Origin of the sequence: Klebsiella sp. 2-CIP_Kleb., from assembly GCF_050378715.1 — a bacterium.
Classification (GTDB): Bacteria; Pseudomonadota; Gammaproteobacteria; order Enterobacterales; family Enterobacteriaceae; genus Klebsiella; species Klebsiella quasipneumoniae.
On the sequence record NZ_JBNRLG010000006.1, the window covers coordinates 171264 to 192342 of the forward strand.

At 58.0% G+C, this 21079-nt stretch carries 19 protein-coding genes and 3 tRNA genes; 18 read left to right on the forward strand and 4 right to left on the reverse strand.

What is annotated here, in order from left to right; translation table 11 throughout:
- Nucleotides 1-112 precede the first annotated feature (112 nt).
- Nucleotides 113-1174, reverse strand: a complete 1062-nt coding sequence (gene rsgA, locus ACQUTP_RS19365) for a small ribosomal subunit biogenesis GTPase RsgA (protein WP_004206432.1) — start codon at nucleotides 1172-1174, stop codon at nucleotides 113-115.
- Between the two features lie 94 nt (nucleotides 1175-1268).
- Between rsgA and orn the strand changes: the two genes are divergently transcribed.
- The gene (gene orn / locus ACQUTP_RS19370) at nucleotides 1269-1814 is read left to right on the forward strand and encodes an oligoribonuclease (RefSeq protein ID WP_004206435.1); all 546 of its coding nucleotides are present in this window, start codon (nucleotides 1269-1271) and stop codon (nucleotides 1812-1814) included.
- Nucleotides 1815-1857: 43 nt separating this feature from the next.
- Here the strand turns inward: orn and ACQUTP_RS19375 are convergent, their stop codons facing one another.
- Nucleotides 1858-2589, reverse strand: a complete 732-nt coding sequence (locus ACQUTP_RS19375) for a transporter substrate-binding domain-containing protein (RefSeq protein ID WP_004206436.1) — start codon at nucleotides 2587-2589, stop codon at nucleotides 1858-1860.
- A gap of 294 nt (nucleotides 2590-2883) precedes the next feature.
- Here ACQUTP_RS19375 and ACQUTP_RS19380 point away from each other — a divergent pair.
- The 3 genes from ACQUTP_RS19380 (at nucleotide 2884) to ACQUTP_RS19390 (ending at nucleotide 3251) form a co-directional block, all read left to right on the forward strand.
- A tRNA-Gly gene (locus ACQUTP_RS19380) sits at nucleotides 2884-2959 on the forward strand.
- 68 nt (nucleotides 2960-3027) lie between these two features.
- Nucleotides 3028-3103 (forward strand) — tRNA-Gly (locus tag ACQUTP_RS19385).
- Nucleotides 3104-3175: 72 nt separating this feature from the next.
- Nucleotides 3176-3251: transfer RNA gene (locus ACQUTP_RS19390), tRNA-Gly, on the forward strand.
- Nucleotides 3252-3521: 270 nt separating this feature from the next.
- Here ACQUTP_RS19390 and queG read toward each other — a convergent pair.
- Nucleotides 3522-4661 (reverse strand): tRNA epoxyqueuosine(34) reductase QueG, encoded by a 1140-nt coding sequence (queG, locus tag ACQUTP_RS19395; protein ID WP_017900602.1) that lies wholly within the window; start codon nucleotides 4659-4661, stop codon nucleotides 3522-3524.
- Between the two features lie 13 nt (nucleotides 4662-4674).
- On the opposite strand from queG, the gene nnr reads away from it, so the two are divergent.
- From nnr to hflC, 9 genes are all read left to right on the forward strand, one after another.
- The gene (gene nnr / locus ACQUTP_RS19400; RefSeq protein WP_285755480.1) at nucleotides 4675-6186 is read left to right on the forward strand and encodes a bifunctional ADP-dependent NAD(P)H-hydrate dehydratase/NAD(P)H-hydrate epimerase; all 1512 of its coding nucleotides are present in this window, start codon (nucleotides 4675-4677) and stop codon (nucleotides 6184-6186) included.
- Nucleotides 6179-6640: a tRNA (adenosine(37)-N6)-threonylcarbamoyltransferase complex ATPase subunit type 1 TsaE gene (gene tsaE / locus ACQUTP_RS19405; RefSeq protein ID WP_004206439.1), complete on the forward strand. Its 462-nt coding sequence runs from the start codon at nucleotides 6179-6181 to the stop codon at nucleotides 6638-6640. The genes nnr and tsaE overlap by 8 nt, the downstream gene beginning before the upstream one ends.
- Before the next feature lie 16 nt (nucleotides 6641-6656).
- Nucleotides 6657-8012, forward strand: coding sequence for an N-acetylmuramoyl-L-alanine amidase AmiB (amiB, locus tag ACQUTP_RS19410; RefSeq protein ID WP_218811821.1), 1356 nt, complete (start codon nucleotides 6657-6659; stop codon nucleotides 8010-8012).
- A gap of 10 nt (nucleotides 8013-8022) precedes the next feature.
- Nucleotides 8023-9882, forward strand: coding sequence for a DNA mismatch repair endonuclease MutL (gene mutL, locus ACQUTP_RS19415; RefSeq protein WP_049114993.1), 1860 nt, complete (start codon nucleotides 8023-8025; stop codon nucleotides 9880-9882).
- A complete protein-coding gene (gene miaA, locus ACQUTP_RS19420; protein ID WP_049114992.1) occupies nucleotides 9875-10825 on the forward strand; it encodes a tRNA (adenosine(37)-N6)-dimethylallyltransferase MiaA in 951 nt (316 codons plus the stop codon). Before mutL ends, miaA begins: the two co-directional genes overlap by 8 nt.
- Before the next feature lie 92 nt (nucleotides 10826-10917).
- Nucleotides 10918-11226 carry an RNA chaperone Hfq gene (hfq, locus tag ACQUTP_RS19425; protein WP_002885659.1) on the forward strand — a complete coding sequence of 103 codons (309 nt, stop codon included), beginning with the start codon at nucleotides 10918-10920 and terminating at the stop codon, nucleotides 11224-11226.
- 75 nt (nucleotides 11227-11301) lie between these two features.
- Nucleotides 11302-12582, forward strand: a complete 1281-nt coding sequence (gene hflX, locus ACQUTP_RS19430) for a ribosome rescue GTPase HflX (RefSeq protein ID WP_004146725.1) — start codon at nucleotides 11302-11304, stop codon at nucleotides 12580-12582.
- Nucleotides 12583-12647: 65 nt separating this feature from the next.
- The gene (hflK, locus tag ACQUTP_RS19435) at nucleotides 12648-13910 is read left to right on the forward strand and encodes an FtsH protease activity modulator HflK (RefSeq protein WP_004206443.1); all 1263 of its coding nucleotides are present in this window, start codon (nucleotides 12648-12650) and stop codon (nucleotides 13908-13910) included.
- Nucleotides 13911-13912: 2 nt separating this feature from the next.
- Nucleotides 13913-14917, forward strand: coding sequence for a protease modulator HflC (gene hflC, locus ACQUTP_RS19440; protein WP_002885662.1), 1005 nt, complete (start codon nucleotides 13913-13915; stop codon nucleotides 14915-14917).
- 80 nt (nucleotides 14918-14997) lie between these two features.
- Here hflC and ACQUTP_RS19445 read toward each other — a convergent pair whose 3' ends face one another.
- Nucleotides 14998-15288, reverse strand: coding sequence for a hypothetical protein (locus ACQUTP_RS19445; protein ID WP_004206444.1), 291 nt, complete (start codon nucleotides 15286-15288; stop codon nucleotides 14998-15000).
- 223 nt (nucleotides 15289-15511) lie between these two features.
- On the opposite strand from ACQUTP_RS19445, the gene ACQUTP_RS19450 reads away from it, so the two are divergent.
- From ACQUTP_RS19450 to rlmB, 5 genes are all read left to right on the forward strand, one after another.
- Nucleotides 15512-15709, forward strand: coding sequence for a DUF2065 domain-containing protein (locus tag ACQUTP_RS19450; protein ID WP_002885664.1), 198 nt, complete (start codon nucleotides 15512-15514; stop codon nucleotides 15707-15709).
- Between the two features lie 102 nt (nucleotides 15710-15811).
- Nucleotides 15812-17110, forward strand: a complete 1299-nt coding sequence (locus ACQUTP_RS19455; RefSeq protein ID WP_004206445.1) for an adenylosuccinate synthase — start codon at nucleotides 15812-15814, stop codon at nucleotides 17108-17110.
- Nucleotides 17111-17260: 150 nt separating this feature from the next.
- Nucleotides 17261-17686 (forward strand): nitric oxide-sensing transcriptional repressor NsrR, encoded by a 426-nt coding sequence (gene nsrR / locus ACQUTP_RS19460; RefSeq protein ID WP_002885667.1) that lies wholly within the window; start codon nucleotides 17261-17263, stop codon nucleotides 17684-17686.
- A 36-nt stretch (nucleotides 17687-17722) separates the two neighbouring features.
- Entirely contained in the window at nucleotides 17723-20161 is a 2439-nt protein-coding gene (rnr, locus tag ACQUTP_RS19465) for a ribonuclease R (protein ID WP_004206447.1), read from the forward strand.
- Nucleotides 20162-20240: 79 nt separating this feature from the next.
- A complete protein-coding gene (gene rlmB, locus ACQUTP_RS19470) occupies nucleotides 20241-20972 on the forward strand; it encodes a 23S rRNA (guanosine(2251)-2'-O)-methyltransferase RlmB (RefSeq protein WP_002885669.1) in 732 nt (243 codons plus the stop codon).
- The last annotated feature ends 107 nt before the right edge of the window (nucleotides 20973-21079 follow it).

Consider the following 21079-nt stretch of genomic DNA (forward strand, 5'->3'; position numbering starts at 1 on the left):
GGGACCTGAAAAAAGGGGACGATTCTATACGTAAAACTCGCCAAATGGCATCCGCGTAAGCCGCGCCATCACCGCTGCCCGGCAGCGCCTGACGTGACGCTCAGCTTAATGGTCAGTCATCGGTCGAGGAAAAGTTTTTACGCGTTTTTACCTGTACCTGCGCCATGCTTTCCAGGATGCGGTGGTAGTTCTCGAAACGGCTTTCGGCGATCTTGCCGCTCTCTACCGCTTCGCGAAGCGCACAGCCAGGATCGGTATCGTGTTTACAGTCGCGATATTTGCAACGGCCTAAATAATCATGGAATTCGACAAAGCCGTTGGTGATTTGTTCCGCTTCCAGATGCCACAGGCCGAACTCACGTACCCCCGGTGAATCAATCACATCGCCGCCGTGCGGGAAGTGGTAGAGGCGCGCCGCGGTGGTGGTGTGCTGGCCTAAGCCGGAAACGTCCGAGACATCATTGGTGAGGATCTGATCCTCATTCAGCCCCAGCAGGGCGTTCAGCAGGCTTGATTTACCCACCCCGGACTGCCCGGCGAAGATGCTGATGCGGTCGGTCAGGGCCGCTTCCAGCGGCTTGAGGCCGTCCTGAGTACGGCTGGAGACCAGCAGTACGCGGTAACCGATGTTGCGGTAGATGTCCATTTGCTCATTGACGAAGCGCAGGCCATCGTCATCCAGCAGATCGATTTTGTTCAGGACGATTAACGGCTCGATATCCTGCGCCTCGCAGGCCACCAGATAGCGATCGATAATATTCAGCGATAGCTCAGGCAGGATCGCGGAAACCACCACGATCTGGTCGATATTGGCGGCGATAGGCTTCACGCCGTCGTAAAAATCCGGGCGCGTCAGGACGGAGGCGCGATCGTGAACCGCTTCGACGATCCCTTTGACGCTTACGCCGTCGGCGGCGTCTTTACCCGGCCGCCAGACCACGCGGTCGCCGGTGACCAGCGAACGGATCGTCCGGCGGATATTGCAGCGATGCACGCTGCCGTCAGCGGATTCGACGTCGGCATGCATGCCAAAGCGACTGATGACAATGCCTTCCGACGGGTCGCCAAACAGGTTGTCATCGTAGTCGGCCTTCTCCGCAGTGGTTTTCAGACGGCGCTGGTGGTTGGCTTTGACGCGGCGCTGCTGGCCTTTGGAGAGTTTATTTTTACTCAATCGAACTGGCTCCTGGTCGCCCTGATGGGGCAAAACCTCTATGATACACGCTATTTTAGATGAATATAGTCACGCAAGAAGGGTGGAAAATAGCATGAGTGCAAATGAAAACAACCTCATTTGGATCGATCTTGAGATGACAGGGCTGGATCCGGAGCGCGATCGCATTATTGAAATCGCCACCCTGGTGACCGATGCCAACCTGAACATTCTGGCCGAGGGGCCGACCATCGCGGTGCATCAATCGGATGCCCAACTGGCGCTGATGGACGAGTGGAATGTGCGGACGCATACCGGCAGTGGGCTGGTGGATCGCGTGAAGGCCAGCGCCGTCAGCGAGCACGACGCCGAACTGGCGACCATTGAGTTTCTTAAGCAGTGGGTGCCGGCGGGCAAGTCGCCGATCTGCGGCAACAGCATCGGCCAGGATCGTCGCTTCCTGTTTAAGTACATGCCGCAACTGGAAGCCTATTTCCACTATCGCTATCTGGACGTTAGCACGCTGAAAGAGCTGGCGCGTCGCTGGAAGCCGGAAATTCTCGACGGCTTTAAAAAGCAGGGTACCCATCAGGCAATGGACGATATCCGCGAGTCAGTCGCCGAGCTGGCTTACTACCGCGAGCATTTCATTAAGCTGTAAACCGCGACCGGGCCCTGTGCGCGGCCCGGTACACCTTTCTGCGTTATTTAAACCACTTCTGCTGCATCTGCTGGAAGTCAGGCGTCGCCATGACCGCGGTCAGGGCATCGTTGATCGCATTCAGCAGCTCCGGATCGTCTTTGCGCACCGCAATCGCATACTGCTTACCGTAATAAGCCGGGTCGGTGGCACGTTCATCCATGATGGCGTAGTCAGGGTTCTCCTGCTGCCAGGCGTCGAGGGTGGCGAAGTCGCCCATGACGCCGGTTATTTGCCCGGCCTTCAGCGCGGCCAGGGCGCTGGCGACGTCGTCGTAAGGAACAGCCTGTACGGCTTTCTGTTTATCACGCAGATAGTGTTGATGCAGTGTGCCTTTCACCACGCCGACTTTTTTGGCTTTCAGGTCGGCAAAGGTATGGGCGACATCTTTGTTGACGATCACCACCCCGGAGAGCGCCTGGCGATAGGGACGGCTGAAGGCGACCTGCTTCTCACGCATCGGGATCACTTCCATGCCGGCAATCACCGCGTCAAATTTCTTGAAGCGTAAAGCCGGGATCAGCGTATCGAAACGCTGCGCCGTGAACTGGCACTGCGCCTGCATCTGCTGGCACAGGGCCTGGGCAAGATCGATATCGAAGCCGACAGGCTGATTTTTGCCGTTGGCGGTGACAAACGGCGGATTGGCCGTGCTGGTGCCAAAATGGAGCGTCTCGGCTGACGCGGTTCCGATGGCCAGCGTGCTCAGCAGCAGGACGGTGAGGACTTTTCTCATGCTAATTCCCTGTTTGGCGGCGTGGTGGCCTCGTTTTACGTCGCGCCACCGCGGTATGATGCGAGCGATTTTGCGTCATTCAGGCGGGCGGAAAAAGCGATTTTGCCCGAAATGACGCTTATTTATACAATTCAGCGGCGTAGGTGGCGAGAAAATATCCATTTAAACAAAAAACGCAAAAAAGTGATGAACAGGGGGTTGCAGGGGCATCGAATTCTCGTATAATGCGCCTCCCGTAACGACGCAGAAATGCAAATTACGACGCCATCGAAATATGGCAAAAAATGCAGTAACGCGGGAATAGCTCAGTTGGTAGAGCACGACCTTGCCAAGGTCGGGGTCGCGAGTTCGAGTCTCGTTTCCCGCTCCAAAATTTGAAAGCACCATCCTGATCAAAGGATTTCATCTCGCAGATGCGGGGCGAAAGCCGAAGATTAAGCGGGAATAGCTCAGTTGGTAGAGCACGACCTTGCCAAGGTCGGGGTCGCGAGTTCGAGTCTCGTTTCCCGCTCCAAAATTTGAATGACACACCACACCAGTCGCAGTTTTCAGGTTGCTACACGGTAGCTTGAATGACGATGATTAAGCGGGAATAGCTCAGTTGGTAGAGCACGACCTTGCCAAGGTCGGGGTCGCGAGTTCGAGTCTCGTTTCCCGCTCCAAATTTTCTTCTATCTCTTATTTATCCACAGTGCAATCCAGCGCCGGGGATGATTTTCGTTTGGTCTGCAGAAATACTGTAAACAGAGTTATCCACAGGTTGTCGTTTCGCTTCTGACGGCGTAAATGCTTCGCTTTGTAAATAATATCTTTATATCTAATTGAAATTTAACAATTAAATTTCATTTCGAAATGTTAATCCGATCACTTGACCTCGGTCTGCGCCTTGAAACTCAATGTGTTTTAGATTTTATTCACAGCCTGTGAATGAATCAGGCGTCGCGCGGCAGGCCTTTCTCTACCACCCTGACCAGACGTAATTTTTTCGGCAGCTGTACTTCGACGGCGTCGACGCTGCGCTTTTTCAGTTGCTGGGCAATCGCCCACTCAATGTGCTCGTCGAGAAGCGGGTGCTCGCCCAGGCGACTCTCCAGTGCGCGAAGATGGGCTTCATCCCAGGGCGCATTGCCCAGCGCGACGGCGATATTACGCAGCCAGCGCAGATGACCAATGCGACGAATCGCCGACCCTTCGGTCACCTTCAGAAACCACGCTTCGCTCCAGGCGAACAGCTCCACCAGCGGCGGGGCATGCAGCGCCTGGCGCGGGCTGAAATCCTCTTCATCGGTGAGCTGTGAGAAACGGTTCCACGGGCAGATAAGCTGGCAGTCGTCGCAGCCATAGATCCGGTTGCCGATGAGCGGACGGAACTCCTCCGGAATAGCGCCTTCCAGTTCGATGGTGAGATAGGAGATGCAGCGGCGGGCGTCGACGGTATAGGGCTCAACGATGGCCCCGGTGGGGCAGATAGTCATGCAGGCGACACAGCGTCCACACTCCTCCGCGACCGGGCTGTCGACCGGCAGGGGCAGGTCAATCAGCAGTTCGCCGAGAAAAAAGAATGATCCGGCGTCGCGGCTTAAGATAAGTGAGTGCTTACCTGTCCAGCCAAGGCCCGCTTTTTCTGCAATGGGCCGTTCCAGGATAGGCGCGGAATCGACAAAAGGTCTAAAATTGAGCGAAGCACACTGTTCCTGAATCTTCTCACCCAGTTTTTTCAGGCGATTACGTAGCAGCTTATGATAATCACGCCCGAGGGCATAACGGCTGACGTAACCCAGCGCGGGATCTTTCAGGGTGCGGGCAAAGGCGGCGTTGGCGGGCAGATAATTCATCCGCACGCTGATGACGCGTAACGTACCGGGCAGCAGTTCGTGGGGGCGGGCGCGCATCATACCGTGACGGGCCATCCACTCCATTTCGCCGTGGTATTGTTTATCCAGCCATGCCTGCAGTTTGGGTTCACTGGCGCTGAGGTCGGTATCGGCGATACCGACCTGCTGGAACCCGAGCTCTGTGCCCCATTGTTTGATTTGTTGCGCTAACTGAACGAGATCGAGGGGCTGTGACATGATGGACCATACAATGACGAAAAACCCTGACAGTATACCATACAACATTTGGCCTGCGGAGGCGCTGCGCCTGGCCGAACGAGAGGCGGCGGACAGCCTGGGACTGACGCTGTTTGAACTGATGCAGCGCGCGGGCGAGGCGGCGTTCCAGCTGGCCAGCCGCGCTTTTCCTGACAGCGCGCACTGGCTGATCCTCTGCGGGCATGGCAACAACGGCGGTGACGGATATGTCGTCGCGCGTCTGGCCCAGGCCGCCGGGCGGAGGGTGACGCTGCTGGCGGTAGAGAGTGACAGCCCGCTGCCGGAAGAGGCGCAGGCGGCGCGGGAGGCATGGCTTAACGCCGGCGGCGTGATCCATGCGGCCACTGTCCCCTGGCCAGACGATATCTCACTGATTATTGATGGCCTGCTCGGCACCGGGTTGCGCAGTGCGCCGCGTGAATCCGTCGCGGTGCTCATTCACCAGGCGAACCACCATCCTGCGCCGGTGCTGGCTCTGGATATCCCTTCCGGCCTGAACGCGCAGACCGGCGCGACGCCGGGGGCTGTCATTCAGGCCGACCATACGCTGACGTTTATCGCGCTCAAACCGGGGCTGCTGACCGGCAAGGCGCGGGATGTCGTCGGGCAGCTCCACCATCATGCGCTGGGGCTTGAGCGCTGGCTCGCCGGGCAAAGTACCCCCCTGACGCGGTTTTGCGCCGCCCACCTTGCCGACTGGCTGCCGCCGCGCCGGGCCACCTCCCATAAGGGCGATCACGGCAAGCTGGCGATCGTCGGCGGCGATCGCGGCACGGCAGGCGCGATTCGCATGTGCGGTGAAGCGGCTTTACGCGCCGGCGCAGGGCTGGTGCGAGTACTTACTCACCCGGAGAACGTGGCGCCTATTATCACCGCCCGGCCGGAATTAATGGTGGATGAGCTGACGCCGCAGACCCTGAAAGCCGCGCTGGAATGGGCGGAGGTGGTGGCGATTGGCCCAGGTCTGGGGCAGAACGAGTGGGGACGCAGCGCCCTGCGCATGGTGGAAAGGGTTAACAAACCGATGGTCTGGGACGCCGATGCGCTGAACCTGCTGGCATTCAATCCCGATAAACGTCACAATCGCGTGCTGACGCCGCACCCCGGCGAAGCGGCCCGTCTGCTGAATATCAGCGTGGCAGAAATTGAAAGCGATCGCTTACTTTCTGCGCAGCGTCTGGTAAAACGGTATGGCGGCGTGGTCGTGCTGAAAGGCGCGGGCACGGTGGTGGCCAGTGAAAGCGGGGCGATGGGCATTATCGACGCCGGCAATGCCGGGATGGCCAGCGGCGGCATGGGCGATGTGCTCACTGGCATCATCGCCGCATTGTTAGGACAGCACCTGACGCCGTATGATGCTGCCTGTGCCGGGTGCGTCGCTCATGGCGATGCCGCCGACCGACTGGCCGCCCGCGAGGGCACCCGCGGCATGCTGGCGACCGATCTCTTTTCCACGCTCAGGCGTGTTGTTAACCCGGATGTGATTGACGTAGACCATGATTAACCGAGTGATTCCTTTACCCGATGAGCAGGCCACGCTGGCCCTGGGCGACCGTATTGCGCAGGCCTGTACCGGCGCCACCGTGATTTACCTTTATGGTGACTTAGGCGCGGGAAAAACCACCTTTAGCCGCGGCTTTTTACAGGCGCTCGGTCACCGCGGCAATGTCAAAAGCCCAACTTATACCCTGGTGGAACCGTATACCCTCGACAAGCTGATGGTGTATCACTTCGATCTCTACCGCCTGGCGGATCCTGAGGAGCTGGAATTTATGGGGATCCGCGATTATTTTGCCGACGATGCCATCTGCCTGGTGGAATGGCCGCAGCAAGGCGCAGGTGTCCTGCCTGACCCGGACGTTGAAATTCACCTTGATTACCAGGCACAAGGGCGTGAGGCGCGCATTACCGCGATCTCCTCACGGGGTGAGTCTTTACTGGCACGTTTAGCCATTTAGCCTGAAGGATGACGGGATGAAGTATCGCATAACCACCTGGCTTGCCGCTGCGCTGATGCTGTCGAGTCTTCACGCCACTGCGGCGAGTTTATCCGATATCCAGGTCTCCAACGGAGACCAGCAGGCCCGTATTACTCTTAGCTTTGTCGGTGAACCGGAGTACTCTTTTACCCCCCAGGGCAAACGACTGGTGGCGCTGGATATCAAACAGACCGGCGTATTGCAGGGACTGCCGCTGAAATTTAGCGGCAGCAACCTGGTGAAGAGCATTCGTGCCGGTACGCCGCAGGATTCGCAGACGCTGCGTCTGTTGGTGGATCTGACGGAAGATGGCAAAACCCGGGCGGTGAAGCAACAGAACGGGGCGAATTACACGGTGGTCTTTACCATCAACGCCGACGCGCCGCCGCCGCCGCCGCCACCTCCTGTGGTGGTGAAACGGGCCGACCCGTCGCCGGTGATGCCTTCCCGGACGGTGACGGCGGGACGCAATCCGTTCAGCTCGTCGGGTCATGAACGGCAGACGGTGATGACCTCCTCTCAGCCGGCGATGACCAACAATCAGACCGTGACCCGTCCGGCGGCCCGCACGGTGTCGGCGGATGACAAAGTCATTATCGCCATTGATGCCGGGCACGGCGGCCAGGATCCTGGCGCGATTGGCCCGAATGGCACCAAAGAGAAGAACGTGACTATCGCCATCGCGCGCAAGCTGCGGGCGCTGCTGAACGCCGATCCGCAGTTTAAACCGGTGCTGACCCGTGACGGGGATTACTTTATTTCGGTAATGGGACGCTCGGATGTGGCGCGTAAGCAAAATGCCAACTTCCTCGTCTCAATCCATGCTGACGCCGCGCCAAACCGCGACGCCACCGGCGCCTCGGTATGGGTGCTTTCTAACCGTCGCGCCAACAGTGAAATGGCCGGCTGGCTGGAACAGCATGAGAAACAGTCTGAACTGCTCGGCGGCGCGGGCGATGTGCTGGCGAACAGCCAGGCCGATCCCTACCTGAGCCAGGCGGTGTTGGATCTGCAGTTCGGTCACTCCCAACGCGTCGGCTACGATGTCGCGACCAACGTGCTCAGCCAGCTGCAGCGGATTGGCAATCTGCATAAACGCCGTCCGGAGCATGCCAGCCTCGGCGTACTGCGCTCGCCGGACATTCCGTCGATCCTCGTGGAAACGGGCTTCATCAGTAACAACGGGGAAGAACGGCTGCTGGGCAGCGATGATTACCAGGAGCAGATTGCGGAGGCGATTTATAACGGTCTGCGCAACTACTTTATGCAGCATCCGCTGCAGTCGGCGCCTCGCGGCGAGGCGGCGCAGACCGCCAGCGCCGCCTCGCCGGGCGGGATGTTGATTAACTAAGGAGCAGGGGATGCCGATTCAGGTTCTGCCGCCGCAGCTCGCCAACCAGATTGCCGCCGGCGAGGTGGTGGAACGGCCCGCGTCGGTGGTGAAAGAGCTGGTTGAAAACAGCCTTGATGCGGGCGCCACGCGGATTGATATTGATATCGAACGCGGCGGCGCGAAGCTTATTCGCATTCGCGATAACGGCTGCGGCATCAAAAAAGACGAGCTGGCGCTGGCCCTGGCTCGCCACGCGACCAGCAAGATCGCCTCGCTCGACGATCTCGAAGCCATTATCAGCCTCGGTTTTCGCGGCGAAGCGCTGGCCAGTATCAGTTCGGTGGCGCGCCTGACGCTCACTTCGCGGACGGCGGAACAGCAGGAAGCCTGGCAGGCGTATGCCGAAGGCCGCGAGCAGGCGGTGACGGTGAAGCCGGCGGCGCACCCGGTCGGTACGACCCTTGAAGTCCTCGATCTGTTCTACAACACCCCGGCGCGGCGCAAATTTATGCGCACCGAAAAGACCGAGTTCGGCCACATTGACGAGGTGGTCCGCCGCATTGCGCTGGCGCGATTCGACGTCACCATCAACCTCAGCCATAACGGCAAGGTGATGCGCCAGTATCGGGCAGTCGCTCAGGATGGCCAGCGGGAGCGGCGGTTGGGAACCATCTGTGGCGCCGCCTTTCTTGAACATGCCCTGGCGATCGAGTGGCAGCATGGCGATTTGACCCTGCGCGGCTGGGTCGCCGATCCGCTGCATACTAACTCTGCACTGGCGGAAATTCAGTATTGCTACGTTAACGGGCGGATGATGCGGGACCGGTTGATCAACCACGCTATCCGCCAGGCCTGTGAAGACAAACTGGGGGCCGATCAGCAGCCGGCGTTTGTACTTTATCTGGAGATCGATCCCCATCAGGTGGATGTGAACGTCCATCCGGCCAAGCATGAGGTGCGTTTCCATCAGTCGCGCCTGGTGCATGACTTTATCTACCAGGGCGTCCTGAGCGTGCTGCAGCAGCAGCTTGACGCGCCGCTGGCGGAAAAAGACGACCTGCCGGCGCCCCGTGCGATGCCGGAGAACCGGATCGCGGCGGGCGGCAACCAGTTTGCGCGGCCGTCAGAAGCGCGTGAACCGGCAGCCCGTTTCAGCATCACGCCATCGCGTGAGCCTGCGGCCCCCAGCGGCAGGCCGGGCGGCGCGAGCTGGCCGCACGCGCAGCCGGGTTACCAGAAGCAGCAAGGGGCGCTTTATCGTCAGTTGCTCGACACGCCGACGGCGCCAAAGCCCGCGTTACAGACCCCGGGCGCGGCGGAACTGGCCGGGCACAGTCAGAGCTTTGGCAGAGTGCTGACGATTGTTAGCCGCGACTGCGCGCTGCTGGAGCGCGAGGGCGGCCTGGCGCTGCTGTCGTTGACCGTTGCCGAACGCTGGCTGCGCCAGGCGCAGTTGACCCCGGGAGCAGAGGCCGTCTGTGCCCAGCCACTGTTGATCCCCCTGCGGTTAAAAGTTACGGAAGGGGAAAAGCAGGCGCTGGTCGCCGCGCAGTCGGCGCTGACGCAGTTGGGGATCGATATGCATACCGATGCCCTGCACGTGACGGTGCGCGCGGTCCCTTTACCCTTAAGACAACAAAATTTACAAATCTTGATTCCTGAACTGATAGGCTACCTGGCGCAGCAAAACGCATTCGACGTCGGCAATATCGCCCAATGGATGGCGCGTAATCTGACGAGCGAACAGACGTCATGGAATATGGCGCAGGCGATTGCGCTGCTGGCGGACGTTGAGCGTCTTTGCCCGCAGCTGGTGAGAACGCCGCCGGGTGGCCTGTTACAACCTGTAGATCTCCATTCGGCGATGAATGCCCTGAAAGATGAATGATGTAACCGAGGCGAGCCTGCCCAAGGCAATTTTTTTAATGGGCCCGACGGCCTCCGGCAAAACCGCGCTGGCGATAGCCTTACGTAAAGTTTTGCCAGTAGAGTTGATTAGCGTTGATTCCGCCCTCATTTATCGGGGAATGGATATTGGCACCGCCAAACCGGATGCCGCAGAGCTTAGCGCTGCGCCACACCGACTGCTGGATATTTTGGATCCGGCAGAGGCCTATTCCGCGGCGGATTTTCGCCGCGATGCGCTGGCGGCGATGGCGGAAATTGTCGCCGCCGGGCGAATTCCGCTGTTAGTCGGCGGGACGATGTTGTATTTCAAAGCGTTGTTGGAAGGATTGTCGCCCTTACCGTCCGCTGACCCTGAGGTCAGAGCGCGGATTGAGCAGCAGGCCGCAGAGCAAGGGTGGAGCGCGTTACATCAGCAGTTGCAGGAGATCGATCCCGTGGCGGCTGCGCGTATTCATCCAAATGATCCGCAAAGGCTTTCCCGGGCACTGGAAGTTTTTTTCATTTCGGGTAAAACTTTAACGGAACTGACGCAAACGTCAGGAGACGCTCTGCCATATCAGGTGCATCAGTTCGCCATCGCCCCGGCGAGCCGTGAACTGCTCCATCAACGCATAGAACAGCGTTTTCATCAGATGTTAGCTTCAGGTTTTGAAGCAGAAGTACGGGCGCTTTTTGCCCGCGGAGATTTGCATACGGATATGCCTTCCATCCGTTGTGTCGGATACCGCCAGATGTGGTCATATCTCAATGGCGAGATCCCATATGATGAGATGGTTTATCGAGGTGTTTGCGCCACGAGACAGTTAGCCAAACGTCAGGTCACCTGGCTGCGCGGTTGGGAAGGTGTGCATTGGTTAGACAGTGAACAACCTGAACAAGCGCTCAACAAAGTATTACAGGTTGTTGGTGCGAGCCAGAACTGAACGTGTACAATTAAACGGTATCGTGCGTAATTTTTTTTGAGAATCGTAAGGTTCTGAGTACAAAACAAGCATACATATAAGGAAAAGAGAGAATGGCTAAGGGGCAATCTTTACAAGATCCGTTCCTGAACGCTTTGCGTCGGGAACGCGTTCCGGTTTCTATTTATTTGGTGAATGGTATCAAGCTGCAAGGGCAAATTGAGTCTTTCGATCAGTTCGTGATCCTGTTGAAGAACACGGTCAGCCAGATGGTCTATAAGCACGCAATTTCTACTGTTGTCCCGTCTCGCCCGGTGTCTCACCACAGCAACAATGCTGGCGGCGGTTCCAGTAACTATCACCACGGTGGTAGCGCGCAGGGCTCTTCTGCGCCACAACAAGACAGCGACGACGCCGAATAAGGCTAGTGCTGTTTTTCCACGCCGGGGAGCCAGGTTTTCTGCGTTCCCCGCTGGTATTTTATAAGGGGTTTACGCTTGTTTGACCGTTATGACGCCGGTGAGCAGGCGGTACTGGTACACATCTATTTTTCGCAAGACAAAGATATGGAAGACCTCCAGGAGTTTGAAACTCTGGCCTCTTCCGCCGGTGTCGAAGCAATGCAGGTGATTACCGGTAGCCGTAAAGCACCGCACCCGAAGTATTTTGTTGGTGAAGGTAAGGCAGTCGAAATTGCGGAAGCCGTTAAAGCGACCGGCGCTTCGGTCGTGCTCTTCGATCATGCCCTGAGTCCGGCGCAAGAACGCAACCTGGAACGCCTGTGCGAATGCCGGGTTATCGATCGTACCGGTCTTATTTTAGATATTTTCGCTCAGCGCGCGCGCACCCATGAAGGGAAACTGCAGGTCGAGCTGGCGCAGCTGCGCCATATGGCGACCCGCCTTGTCCGCGGCTGGACCCACCTTGAAAGACAAAAGGGCGGGATCGGTTTGCGTGGCCCGGGTGAAACCCAGCTCGAAACTGACCGTCGTTTATTGCGTAACCGCATCATGCAGATCCTGTCGCGGCTGGAAAAAGTCGAAAAACAGCGTGAGCAGGGGCGGCGGTCGCGCGCGAAAGCCGATATTCCAACCGTGTCGCTGGTGGGCTACACCAACGCCGGAAAATCAACGCTCTTTAACCAGATCACCGCCGCCGAGGTCTATGCCGCGAACCAGCTGTTCGCGACCCTGGACCCGACGCTGCGCCGCATTGACGTCCCTGACGTCGGCGAAACGGTGCTGGCCGATACCGTCGGCTTTATTCGCCACCTGCCGCACGATCTGGTGGCCGCGTTTAAAGCGACGTTGCAGGAGACGCGTCAGGCGACGCTGCTGCTGCATGTGATTGACGCTGCGGATGTCCGCGTGCAGGAAAACATTGATGCGGTAAATACGGTTCTCGCTGAAATTGAGGCCGATGAGATCCCGGCGCTGCTGGTGATGAACAAAATCGACATGCTGGACGATTTTGAACCGCGCATCGATCGCGACGATGAAAATAAACCGATTCGGGTCTGGCTTTCCGCTCAGACCGGGGTTGGCGTACCACTGCTTTTTCAGGCGTTAACGGAGCGCCTTTCCGGTGAAGTGGCCCAGCATACGCTGCGCTTACCGCCGAAAGAAGGGCGACTGAGAAGCCGTTTCTATCAGCTTCAGGCGATAGAAAAAGAGTGGATGGAGGATGACGGCAGCGTGAGTCTGCAGGTGCGCATGCCGATCGTTGACTGGCGGCGCCTCTGTAAGCAAGAGCCAACGCTTGTTGACTATGTGGTTTGACCTTGCAGCTTGCCTGAAGATATTGACCCCTGTGGGGATATCAAAAACAAATATGGAGCATATACATGGCGTGGAATCAGCCCGGTAATAACGGACAGGACCGCGACCCGTGGGGGAGCAGCAAACCTGGCGGCAACTCTGAGGGAAATGGCAATAAAGGCGGTCGCGAGCAGGGGCCGCCGGATCTGGATGATATCTTCCGCAAGTTAAGTAAAAAACTTGGCGGGCTCGGCGGCGGCAAGGGCGGACTGGGCGGCGGCAATAGCGCGCAGGGACCTCGCGGACCGATGGGCGGGCGTATTGTCGGCATCGTTGCCGCGGCGGCAGTGATTATCTGGGCGGCCAGCGGTTTCTATACTATTAAAGAAGCCGAACGCGGCGTGGTCACCCGTTTTGGTAAGTTCAGCCATCTGGTTGAGCCGGGCCTGAACTGGAAGCCGACCTTTATCGATAACGTGCAGGCAGTAAACGTGGAGTCGGTACGTGAACTGGCGGCGTCCGGCGTCATGTTGACCTCTGACGAAAACGTGGTGCGCGTTGAGATGAACGTGCAGTACCGCGTCACCGATCCGGAGCGCTATCTGTTTAGCGTCACCAGCGCGGACGACAGCCTGCGTCAGGCCACCGACAGCGCGCTGCGCGGGGTGATCGGTAAATACACTATGGATCGCATTCTGACCGAAGGTCGTACCGTGATCCGTAGCGATACTCAGCGTGAGCTGGAAGAGACGATTCGCCCGTACAACATGGGCATCACTCTGCTGGACGTCAACTTCCAGACGGCACGTCCGCCGGAAGAGGTGAAAGCCGCGTTTGACGATGCCATTGCCGCGCGTGAGAACGAACAGCAGTACATTCGTGAAGCGGAGGCTTACACCAACGAAGTCCAGCCGCGCGCGAATGGTCAGGCGCAGCGTATCCTCGAAGAGGCACGCGCCTATAAGACCCAGACCGTTCTGGAAGCCCAGGGTGAAGTGGCTCGCTTTGCGAAGATCCTGCCGGAATACAAAGCCGCGCCGGAAATTACCCGCGAGCGTCTGTATATCGAAACCATGGAAAAAGTGCTGAGCCACACCCGTAAAGTGCTGGTCAATGACAGCAAAAACGGCAATCTGATGGTTCTGCCGCTGGACCAGATGCTGAAAGGCGCCGCTGCGCCGGCTGCAAAGAGCGATAGCAGTGACGCCAGCGATCTGCTGCGCCTGCCGCCTGCATCCAGCACTGGCAGCGCCAGCACCTCATCAACCTCGAGCTCAACCGGGGGTAGCATTATGGACCAACGCCGCGCTAACGCGCAGCGTAACGACTACCAGCGTCAGGGGGAATAACGATGCGTAAATCTGTTATCGCGATCATTGTCATCGTGCTGGTAGTGCTCTACATGTCAGTCTTTGTCGTGAAGGAAGGCGAGCGCGGTATCACGCTGCGTTTCGGTAAAGTTCTGCGCGACGACGAAAATAAGCCGCTGGTGTATGCGCCAGGCCTGCACTTCAAGATCCCGTTTATCGAATCGGTGAAGATGCTGGATGCGCGTATTCAGACCATGGACAACCAGGCTGACCGTTTCGTCACCAAAGAGAAGAAAGACCTGATCGTCGACTCCTACATCAAATGGCGTATCAGCGACTTCAGCCGTTACTACCTGGCCACCGGCGGCGGCGACGTCTCCCAGGCCGAGGTGCTGCTGAAGCGTAAATTCTCGGACCGTCTGCGTTCTGAAATTGGTCGTCTGGATGTGAAAGACATCGTCACCGATTCCCGTGGCCGCCTGACGCTGGAAGTGCGTGATGCGCTGAACTCAGGGTCGGCCGGTACGGAAGACGAGGTTAGCACGCCGGCGGCTGACGATGCGATTGCCAAAGCGGCAGAGCGCGTGGAAGCGGAAACCAACGGCAAAGTGCAGGTGATCAACCCGAACAGTATGGCGGCGCTGGGTATTGAAGTGGTCGACGTGCGTATCAAACAGATCAACCTGCCGGCGGAAGTGTCGGAAGCGATCTATAACCGTATGCGCGCGGAGCGTGAAGCGGTTGCCCGTCGTCACCGTTCACAGGGCCAGGAAGAGGCAGAAAAACTGCGCGCGACCGCGGACTATGAAGTCACCAAGACGCTGGCGGAAGCCGAGCGACAGGGTCGTATCCTGCGTGGTGAAGGCGATGCGGAATCGGCAAAACTGTTTGCCGACGCGTTCAGTCAGGATCCAGGCTTCTATTCCTTTATTCGTAGCCTGCGCGCCTATGAGAAGAGCTTCCAGAGCAATCAGGATGTCATGGTCCTGAGCCCGGATAGCGATTTCTTCCGCTATATGCGTTCACCGGATTCGGCGCGTAAATAAGCCGGAGAGGGTGTAAACCTGAAGTGTCAACGCGAAAAGGCGCCTGAAACAGGCGCCTTTTTCATACTCTGAGGGCGGAATTAATTGCCGAGCAGCTTGTTTAGCAGGCCACCGATCACCGGCAGGCTCGCCAGCGTACTCTCGATGGTGCCGCCGATAGATGAGCCAACGCTTTCGCCCAGGGTTTTGCCCAGGTCCGGCGCCAGATCGGCCAGATTAATGGTGCCAATCAGCGGCAGGTTGATGCTCAGGGCATCGGTGCCCATCGTCCATACGGCGGCACCAACCTTACTGCCTAAGGTTGCCAGGCCATCCTGTAACCAGCCAGCGCCGCTCACATTTTCGATTTCAACTGCGGTTAATTCTCTCATGATAATCTTCCTGATTATGTAGACGTACCGGGTTGTAGTACGCGACGGCATAGTTGCAATTTAAAAAATAGACAGCAATACAACTGGTTATGAATTTTGTTTCACCTTTCCGGTTCATAATGAAGAGGAAATACGGGACAATGTGAATTGAGTGAATGCATTCACTATGCTGGCCGATGACACCTGCGAAGGCGGCGATAATAATTTTCAATTAGGGTTGACGATGAACTCCACCATTTGGCTGGCGCTGGCGCTGGTTTTAGTACTCGAAGGGCTTGGCCCGCTACTTTATCCGCGCGCCTGGCGCAAGATGGTCGCCAGCCTGAGCCAGCTCCCGGATAATTTATTGCGGCGCTTTGGCGGCGGACTTGTGGTTGCCGGGATTGTGATCTACTACATGTTGAGGAAATCGATTGGCTGATCAAAAAGTGGTCGGATTTGCCTTATTTTGGATGCAAAAAGTGCTGTAACTCTGAAAAAGCGATGGTAGAATCCATTTTTAAGCAAACGGTGATTTTGAAAAATGGGTAACAACGTCGTCGTACTGGGCACCCAATGGGGTGACGAAGGTAAAGGGAAGATCGTCGATCTCCTGACAGAACGGGCTAAATATGTTGTGCGCTACCAGGGTGGTCACAACGCCGGCCATACTCTCGTAATCAACGGTGAAAAAACCGTTCTCCATCTTATTCCATCAGGCATTCTGCGTGAAAACGTCACCAGCATCATCGGTAACGGCGTCGTGCTGTCTCCGGCTGCGCTGATGAAAGAGATGAAGGGCCTGGAAGACCGTGGTATCCCGGTTCGCGAGCGTCTGCTGCTCTCTGAAGCCTGCCCGCTTATCCTTGACTATCACGTGGCGCTGGACGTGGCGCGTGAAAAAGCGCGCGGCGCGAAGGCTATCGGCACCACCGGTCGCGGCATCGGCCCGGCTTACGAAGATAAAGTCGCTCGTCGCGGTTTGCGCGTTGGCGATCTGTTCGATAAAGCAACCTTCGCCGATAAACTGAAAGAAGTGATGGAATATCACAACTTCCAGCTGGTGAATTTCTACAAAGCAGAAGCGGTTGACTACCAGAAAGTGCTGGACGATGTGATGGCGATTGCCGACATCCTGACCGGCATGGTGGTGGACGTTTCCGACCTGCTGGATCAGGCGCGTAAACGTGGCGACTTCGTAATGTTCGAAGGCGCACAGGGCACGCTGCTGGATATCGACCACGGTACCTATCCGTACGTAACCTCTTCCAATACCACCGCGGGTGGCGTGGCGACCGGCTCCGGCCTGGGCCCGCGTTATGTGGATTACGTTCTGGGTATCATCAAAGCTTACTCGACTCGCGTCGGCGCGGGTCCGTTCCCGACCGAGCTGTTTGATGAGACCGGCGAGTTCCTCTGCAAGCAGGGTAACGAATTCGGCGCCACCACCGGTCGTCGTCGTCGTACCGGCTGGCTGGACGCTGTCGCGGTTCGTCGCGCGGTGCAGATTAACTCCCTGTCCGGCTTCTGCCTGACTAAACTGGACGTCCTCGACGGCCTGAAAGAAGTGAAAATCTGCGTCGGCTACCGTATGCCGGATGGCCGCGAAGTGACCACCACTCCGCTGGCAGCCGACAACTGGGAAGGTATCGAGCCTATCTACGAAACCATGCCGGGCTGGTCTGAAACCACCTTCGGCGTGAAAGAGCGCAGCGGCCTGCCGCAGGCAGCGCTGAACTACATCCAGCGTATTGAAGAGCTGACCGGCGTACCGGTTGATATCATCTCTACTGGTCCAGACCGTTCCGAGACCATGATTCTGCGCGACCCGTTCGACGCATAATCACTCGCAAGGGGCGCCGTTCAGGCGCCCTTGTTTTTGCTGTTCGCCCGCCCCATTTTAAATAAATTAGCGGCCTGAGCGCTGGCTGGTTTATCATCAATAATAATGATGTCGCTCGACATACCCTGTTTTCTTTTCCCTGAGGTTTATGTGCAGTTAACGAGTTTCACCGATTACGGACTACGGGCGCTGATTTATATGGCGTCGCTGCCGGAAGGACGGATGACCAGTATCTCGGAAGTAACCGAGGTCTATGGCGTCTCCCGTAATCATATGGTTAAAATAATCAATCAGTTAAGTCGCATGGGCTATGTGACTGCCGTGCGGGGGAAGAACGGGGGCATTCGCCTCGGCAAACCAGCTGGACAGATCCGCGTCGGTGACGTGGTACGCGACCTGGAACCCTTATCGCTGGTCAACTGCAGCAGCGAGTTTTGCCACATTACACCAGCCTGTCGTCTGAAACAGGCACTAGCTGAAGCCGCGCAGAGTTTTCTCAAGGAACTGGATAACTATACGCTGGCTGATTTGGTTGAGAAGAATCAACCGCTTTATAAATTATTGCTGGTGGAGTGACGCCACTCTGCCGGAGATGACAACGGAGGAACCGATATGTCACAAGATCCATTCCAGGAACGCGAAGCTGAGAAGTACGCGAACCCAATCCCGAGCCGGGAATTTATCCTCGAACATTTAACCAAACGGGAAAAGCCCGCCAGCCGCGATGAGCTGGCCATCGAGTTAAATATCGAGGGCGAAGAGCAAACCGAAGCGCTGCGCCGCCGCCTGCGCGCGATGGAACGCGACGGTCAGCTGGTCTTCACCCGCCGTCAGTGCTATGCGCTGCCGGAGCGCCTTGATCTCCTCAAAGGAACCGTTATTGGTCACCGTGATGGCTATGGTTTCCTGCGTGTTGAAGGGCGCAAAGACGATCTGTACCTGTCGTCAGAGCAGATGAAAACCTGTATTCATGGCGACCAGGTGCTGGCCCAACCGCTGGGCGCGGACCGCAAGGGCCGCCGCGAAGCGCGCATCGTCCGCGTCCTGGTGCCGAAAACCAGCCAGATTGTTGGCCGCTACTTTACCGACGCTGGCGTCGGTTTCGTCGTCCCGGACGACAGTCGCCTCAGCTTCGATATCCTGATCCCGCCGGAAGAGATTATGGGCGCGCGGATGGGCTACGTGGTGGTGGTCGAGCTGACCCAGCGCCCGACCCGCCGCACCAAAGCCGTGGGGAAAATCGTCGAAGTGCTGGGCGACAACATGGGTACCGGCATGGCTGTCGATATGGCGCTGCGCACCCATGAAATTCCGTACGTCTGGCCGCCGGCGGTAGAAAATCAGGTTTCCGGCCTGAAAGAGCAGGTGCCGGAAGAGGCGAAAGCCGGGCGCGTCGATCTGCGCTCCCTGCCGCTGGTCACTATTGACGGTGAAGATGCCCGCGACTTCGATGACGCAGTGTACTGCGAGAAGAAACGCGGCGGCGGCTGGCGCCTGTGGGTAGCCATTGCCGACGTCAGCTACTACGTGCGTCCGGGGACGCCGCTGGACGCGGAAGCGCGCAGCCGTGGAACCTCGGTCTACTTCCCGTCGCAGGTGGTACCGATGCTGCCGGAAGTGTTGTCTAACGGTCTGTGCTCGCTGAACCCGCAGGTCGATCGCCTGTGCATGGTGTGCGAGATGACGATTTCGTCAAAAGGCCGTCTGACCGGTTATAAATTCTATGAAGCGGTGATGAGTTCACATGCTCGCCTGACCTATACCAAGGTGTGGCATATACTGCAGGGCGACCAGGAGCTGCGCGAGCACTACGCGCCGCTGGTGAAGCATATTGAAGAACTGCATAACCTCTACAAGGTGCTGGATGGCGCCCGCGAAGAGCGCGGCGGTATCTCATTTGAAAGTGAAGAAGCTAAATTCATCTTCAACGCCGAGCGCCGTATCGAGCGTATCGAACAGACCCAGCGGAACGATGCGCACAAGCTGATTGAAGAGTGCATGATCCTGGCGAACATCTCCGCCGCGCGCTTCGTTGAGAAGGCGCAGGAGCCGGCGCTGTTCCGTATTCACGATAAGCCGAGCACCGAGGCGATTACCGCGTTCCGCAGCGTGCTGGCGGAGCTGGGGCTGGAACTGCCTGGCGGCAACAAGCCGGAGCCGCGCGATTACGCCGAACTGCTGACCTCCATCGCCGATCGCCCGGATGCGGAAATGCTTCAGACGATGCTCCTGCGGTCGATGAAGCAGGCGGTCTACGATCCGGAAAACCGCGGGCACTTTGGCCTCGCGCTGCAGTCCTATGCCCACTTCACCTCGCCGATCCGTCGTTACCCGGATCTGTCGCTGCACCGCGCCATCAAATATCTGCTGGCCAAAGAGCAGGGGCATAAAGGCAACAGCACGGAGACCGGCGGCTGGCACTACAGCATGGAAGAGATGCTGCAGCTGGGCGAGCACTGCTCGATGACCGAACGCCGCGCTGATGAAGCGACGCGCGAAGTCTCCGACTGGCTGAAGTGCGACTTCATGCAGGATCAGGTAGGCAACATCTTCTCCGGGGTTATCGCCAGCGTGACCGGCTTTGGCTTCTTCGTCCGTCTCAACGATCTGTTTATCGACGGCCTGGTGCATGTTTCCTCTCTGGATAACGACTACTATCGTTTCGACCAGGTGGGGCAGCGTCTGATCGGCGAGTCCGGCGGGCAGACTTATCGCCTGGGCGACCGCGTGGAAGTCCGTGTGGAAGCGGTCAACATGGACGAGCGTAAAATCGACTTTACCCTAATCTCCAGCGAGCGCGCGCCGCGTAATGTCGGCAAAACCGCCCGTGAGAAAGCGAAAAAGAGCACCTCCGGCAAACCGGGCGGCCGTCGTCGTCAGGTCGGTAAGCAGGTGAACTTCGAGCCGGACAGCGCGTTCCGCAAAGAAAAAGACCAGGCGAAAGCGAAGCCGAAAGGCGAGAAGAAAGCGAAAAAACCGTCGGCGAAAACGCAGAAAATCGCCGCCGCCACCAAAGCCAAGCGCGCGGCAAAGAAGAAGAGCGCCGAGTGATTGACCACCCTTCATCCTGAAGTCTGCTGACGCAGGACGGGGTGAAGGGCGGATAACAGAACCTAAAACGAGTACATCAATGAGTGAAATGATTTACGGCATCCATGCGGTGCAGGCACTGCTGGAGCGCGCACCTGAGCGTTTTCAGGAAGTTTATATTCTGAAAGGCCGTGAGGATAAGCGCCTGCTGCCGCTGATCCACGCTCTGGAAGCGCAGGGCGTGGTGATTCAGCTGGCCAACCGCCAGTTTCTCGATGAGAAGAGCGAAGGCGCGGTACACCAGGGGATCATTGCCCGCGTGAAGCCGGGGCGTCAGTATCAAGAGAATGATCTGCCGGATCTGCTGGCGCAGCTCGATCAGCCGTTCCTGTTGATCCTTGACGGTGTGACCGATCCGCATAACCTCGGCGCCTGCCTGCGCAGCGCCGATGCTGCCGGCGTGCACGCGGTGATTGTGCCAAAAGATCGTTCCGCGCAGCTGAATGCGACGGCGAAGAAAGTGGCCTGCGGCGCGGCGGAGAACGTCCCGCTGATCCGTGTCACCAACCTGGCGCGCACCATGCGTCTGTTGCAGGAGGAGAACGTCTGGATCGTTGGAACCGCAGGTGAAGCCGACCATACGCTGTTCCAGAGCAAAATGACCGGGCCGATGGCGCTGGTGATGGGCGCGGAAGGCGAAGGCATGCGCCGCCTGACCCGCGAGCACTGCGATGAGCTGATCAGCATTCCGATGGCGGGCAGCGTCTCCTCGCTGAACGTCTCGGTGGCCACCGGCATCTGCCTGTTTGAGGCGGTACGCCAGCGCAGCTAAGCTGACCCGCTGACGAAACTGAAAAGCCATCCTTCGGGATGGCTTTTTTGTGACCGCTCTCGCGGGCGAGTATCCCCCCGGATAACCATACTTAGGCTTATCGCCAT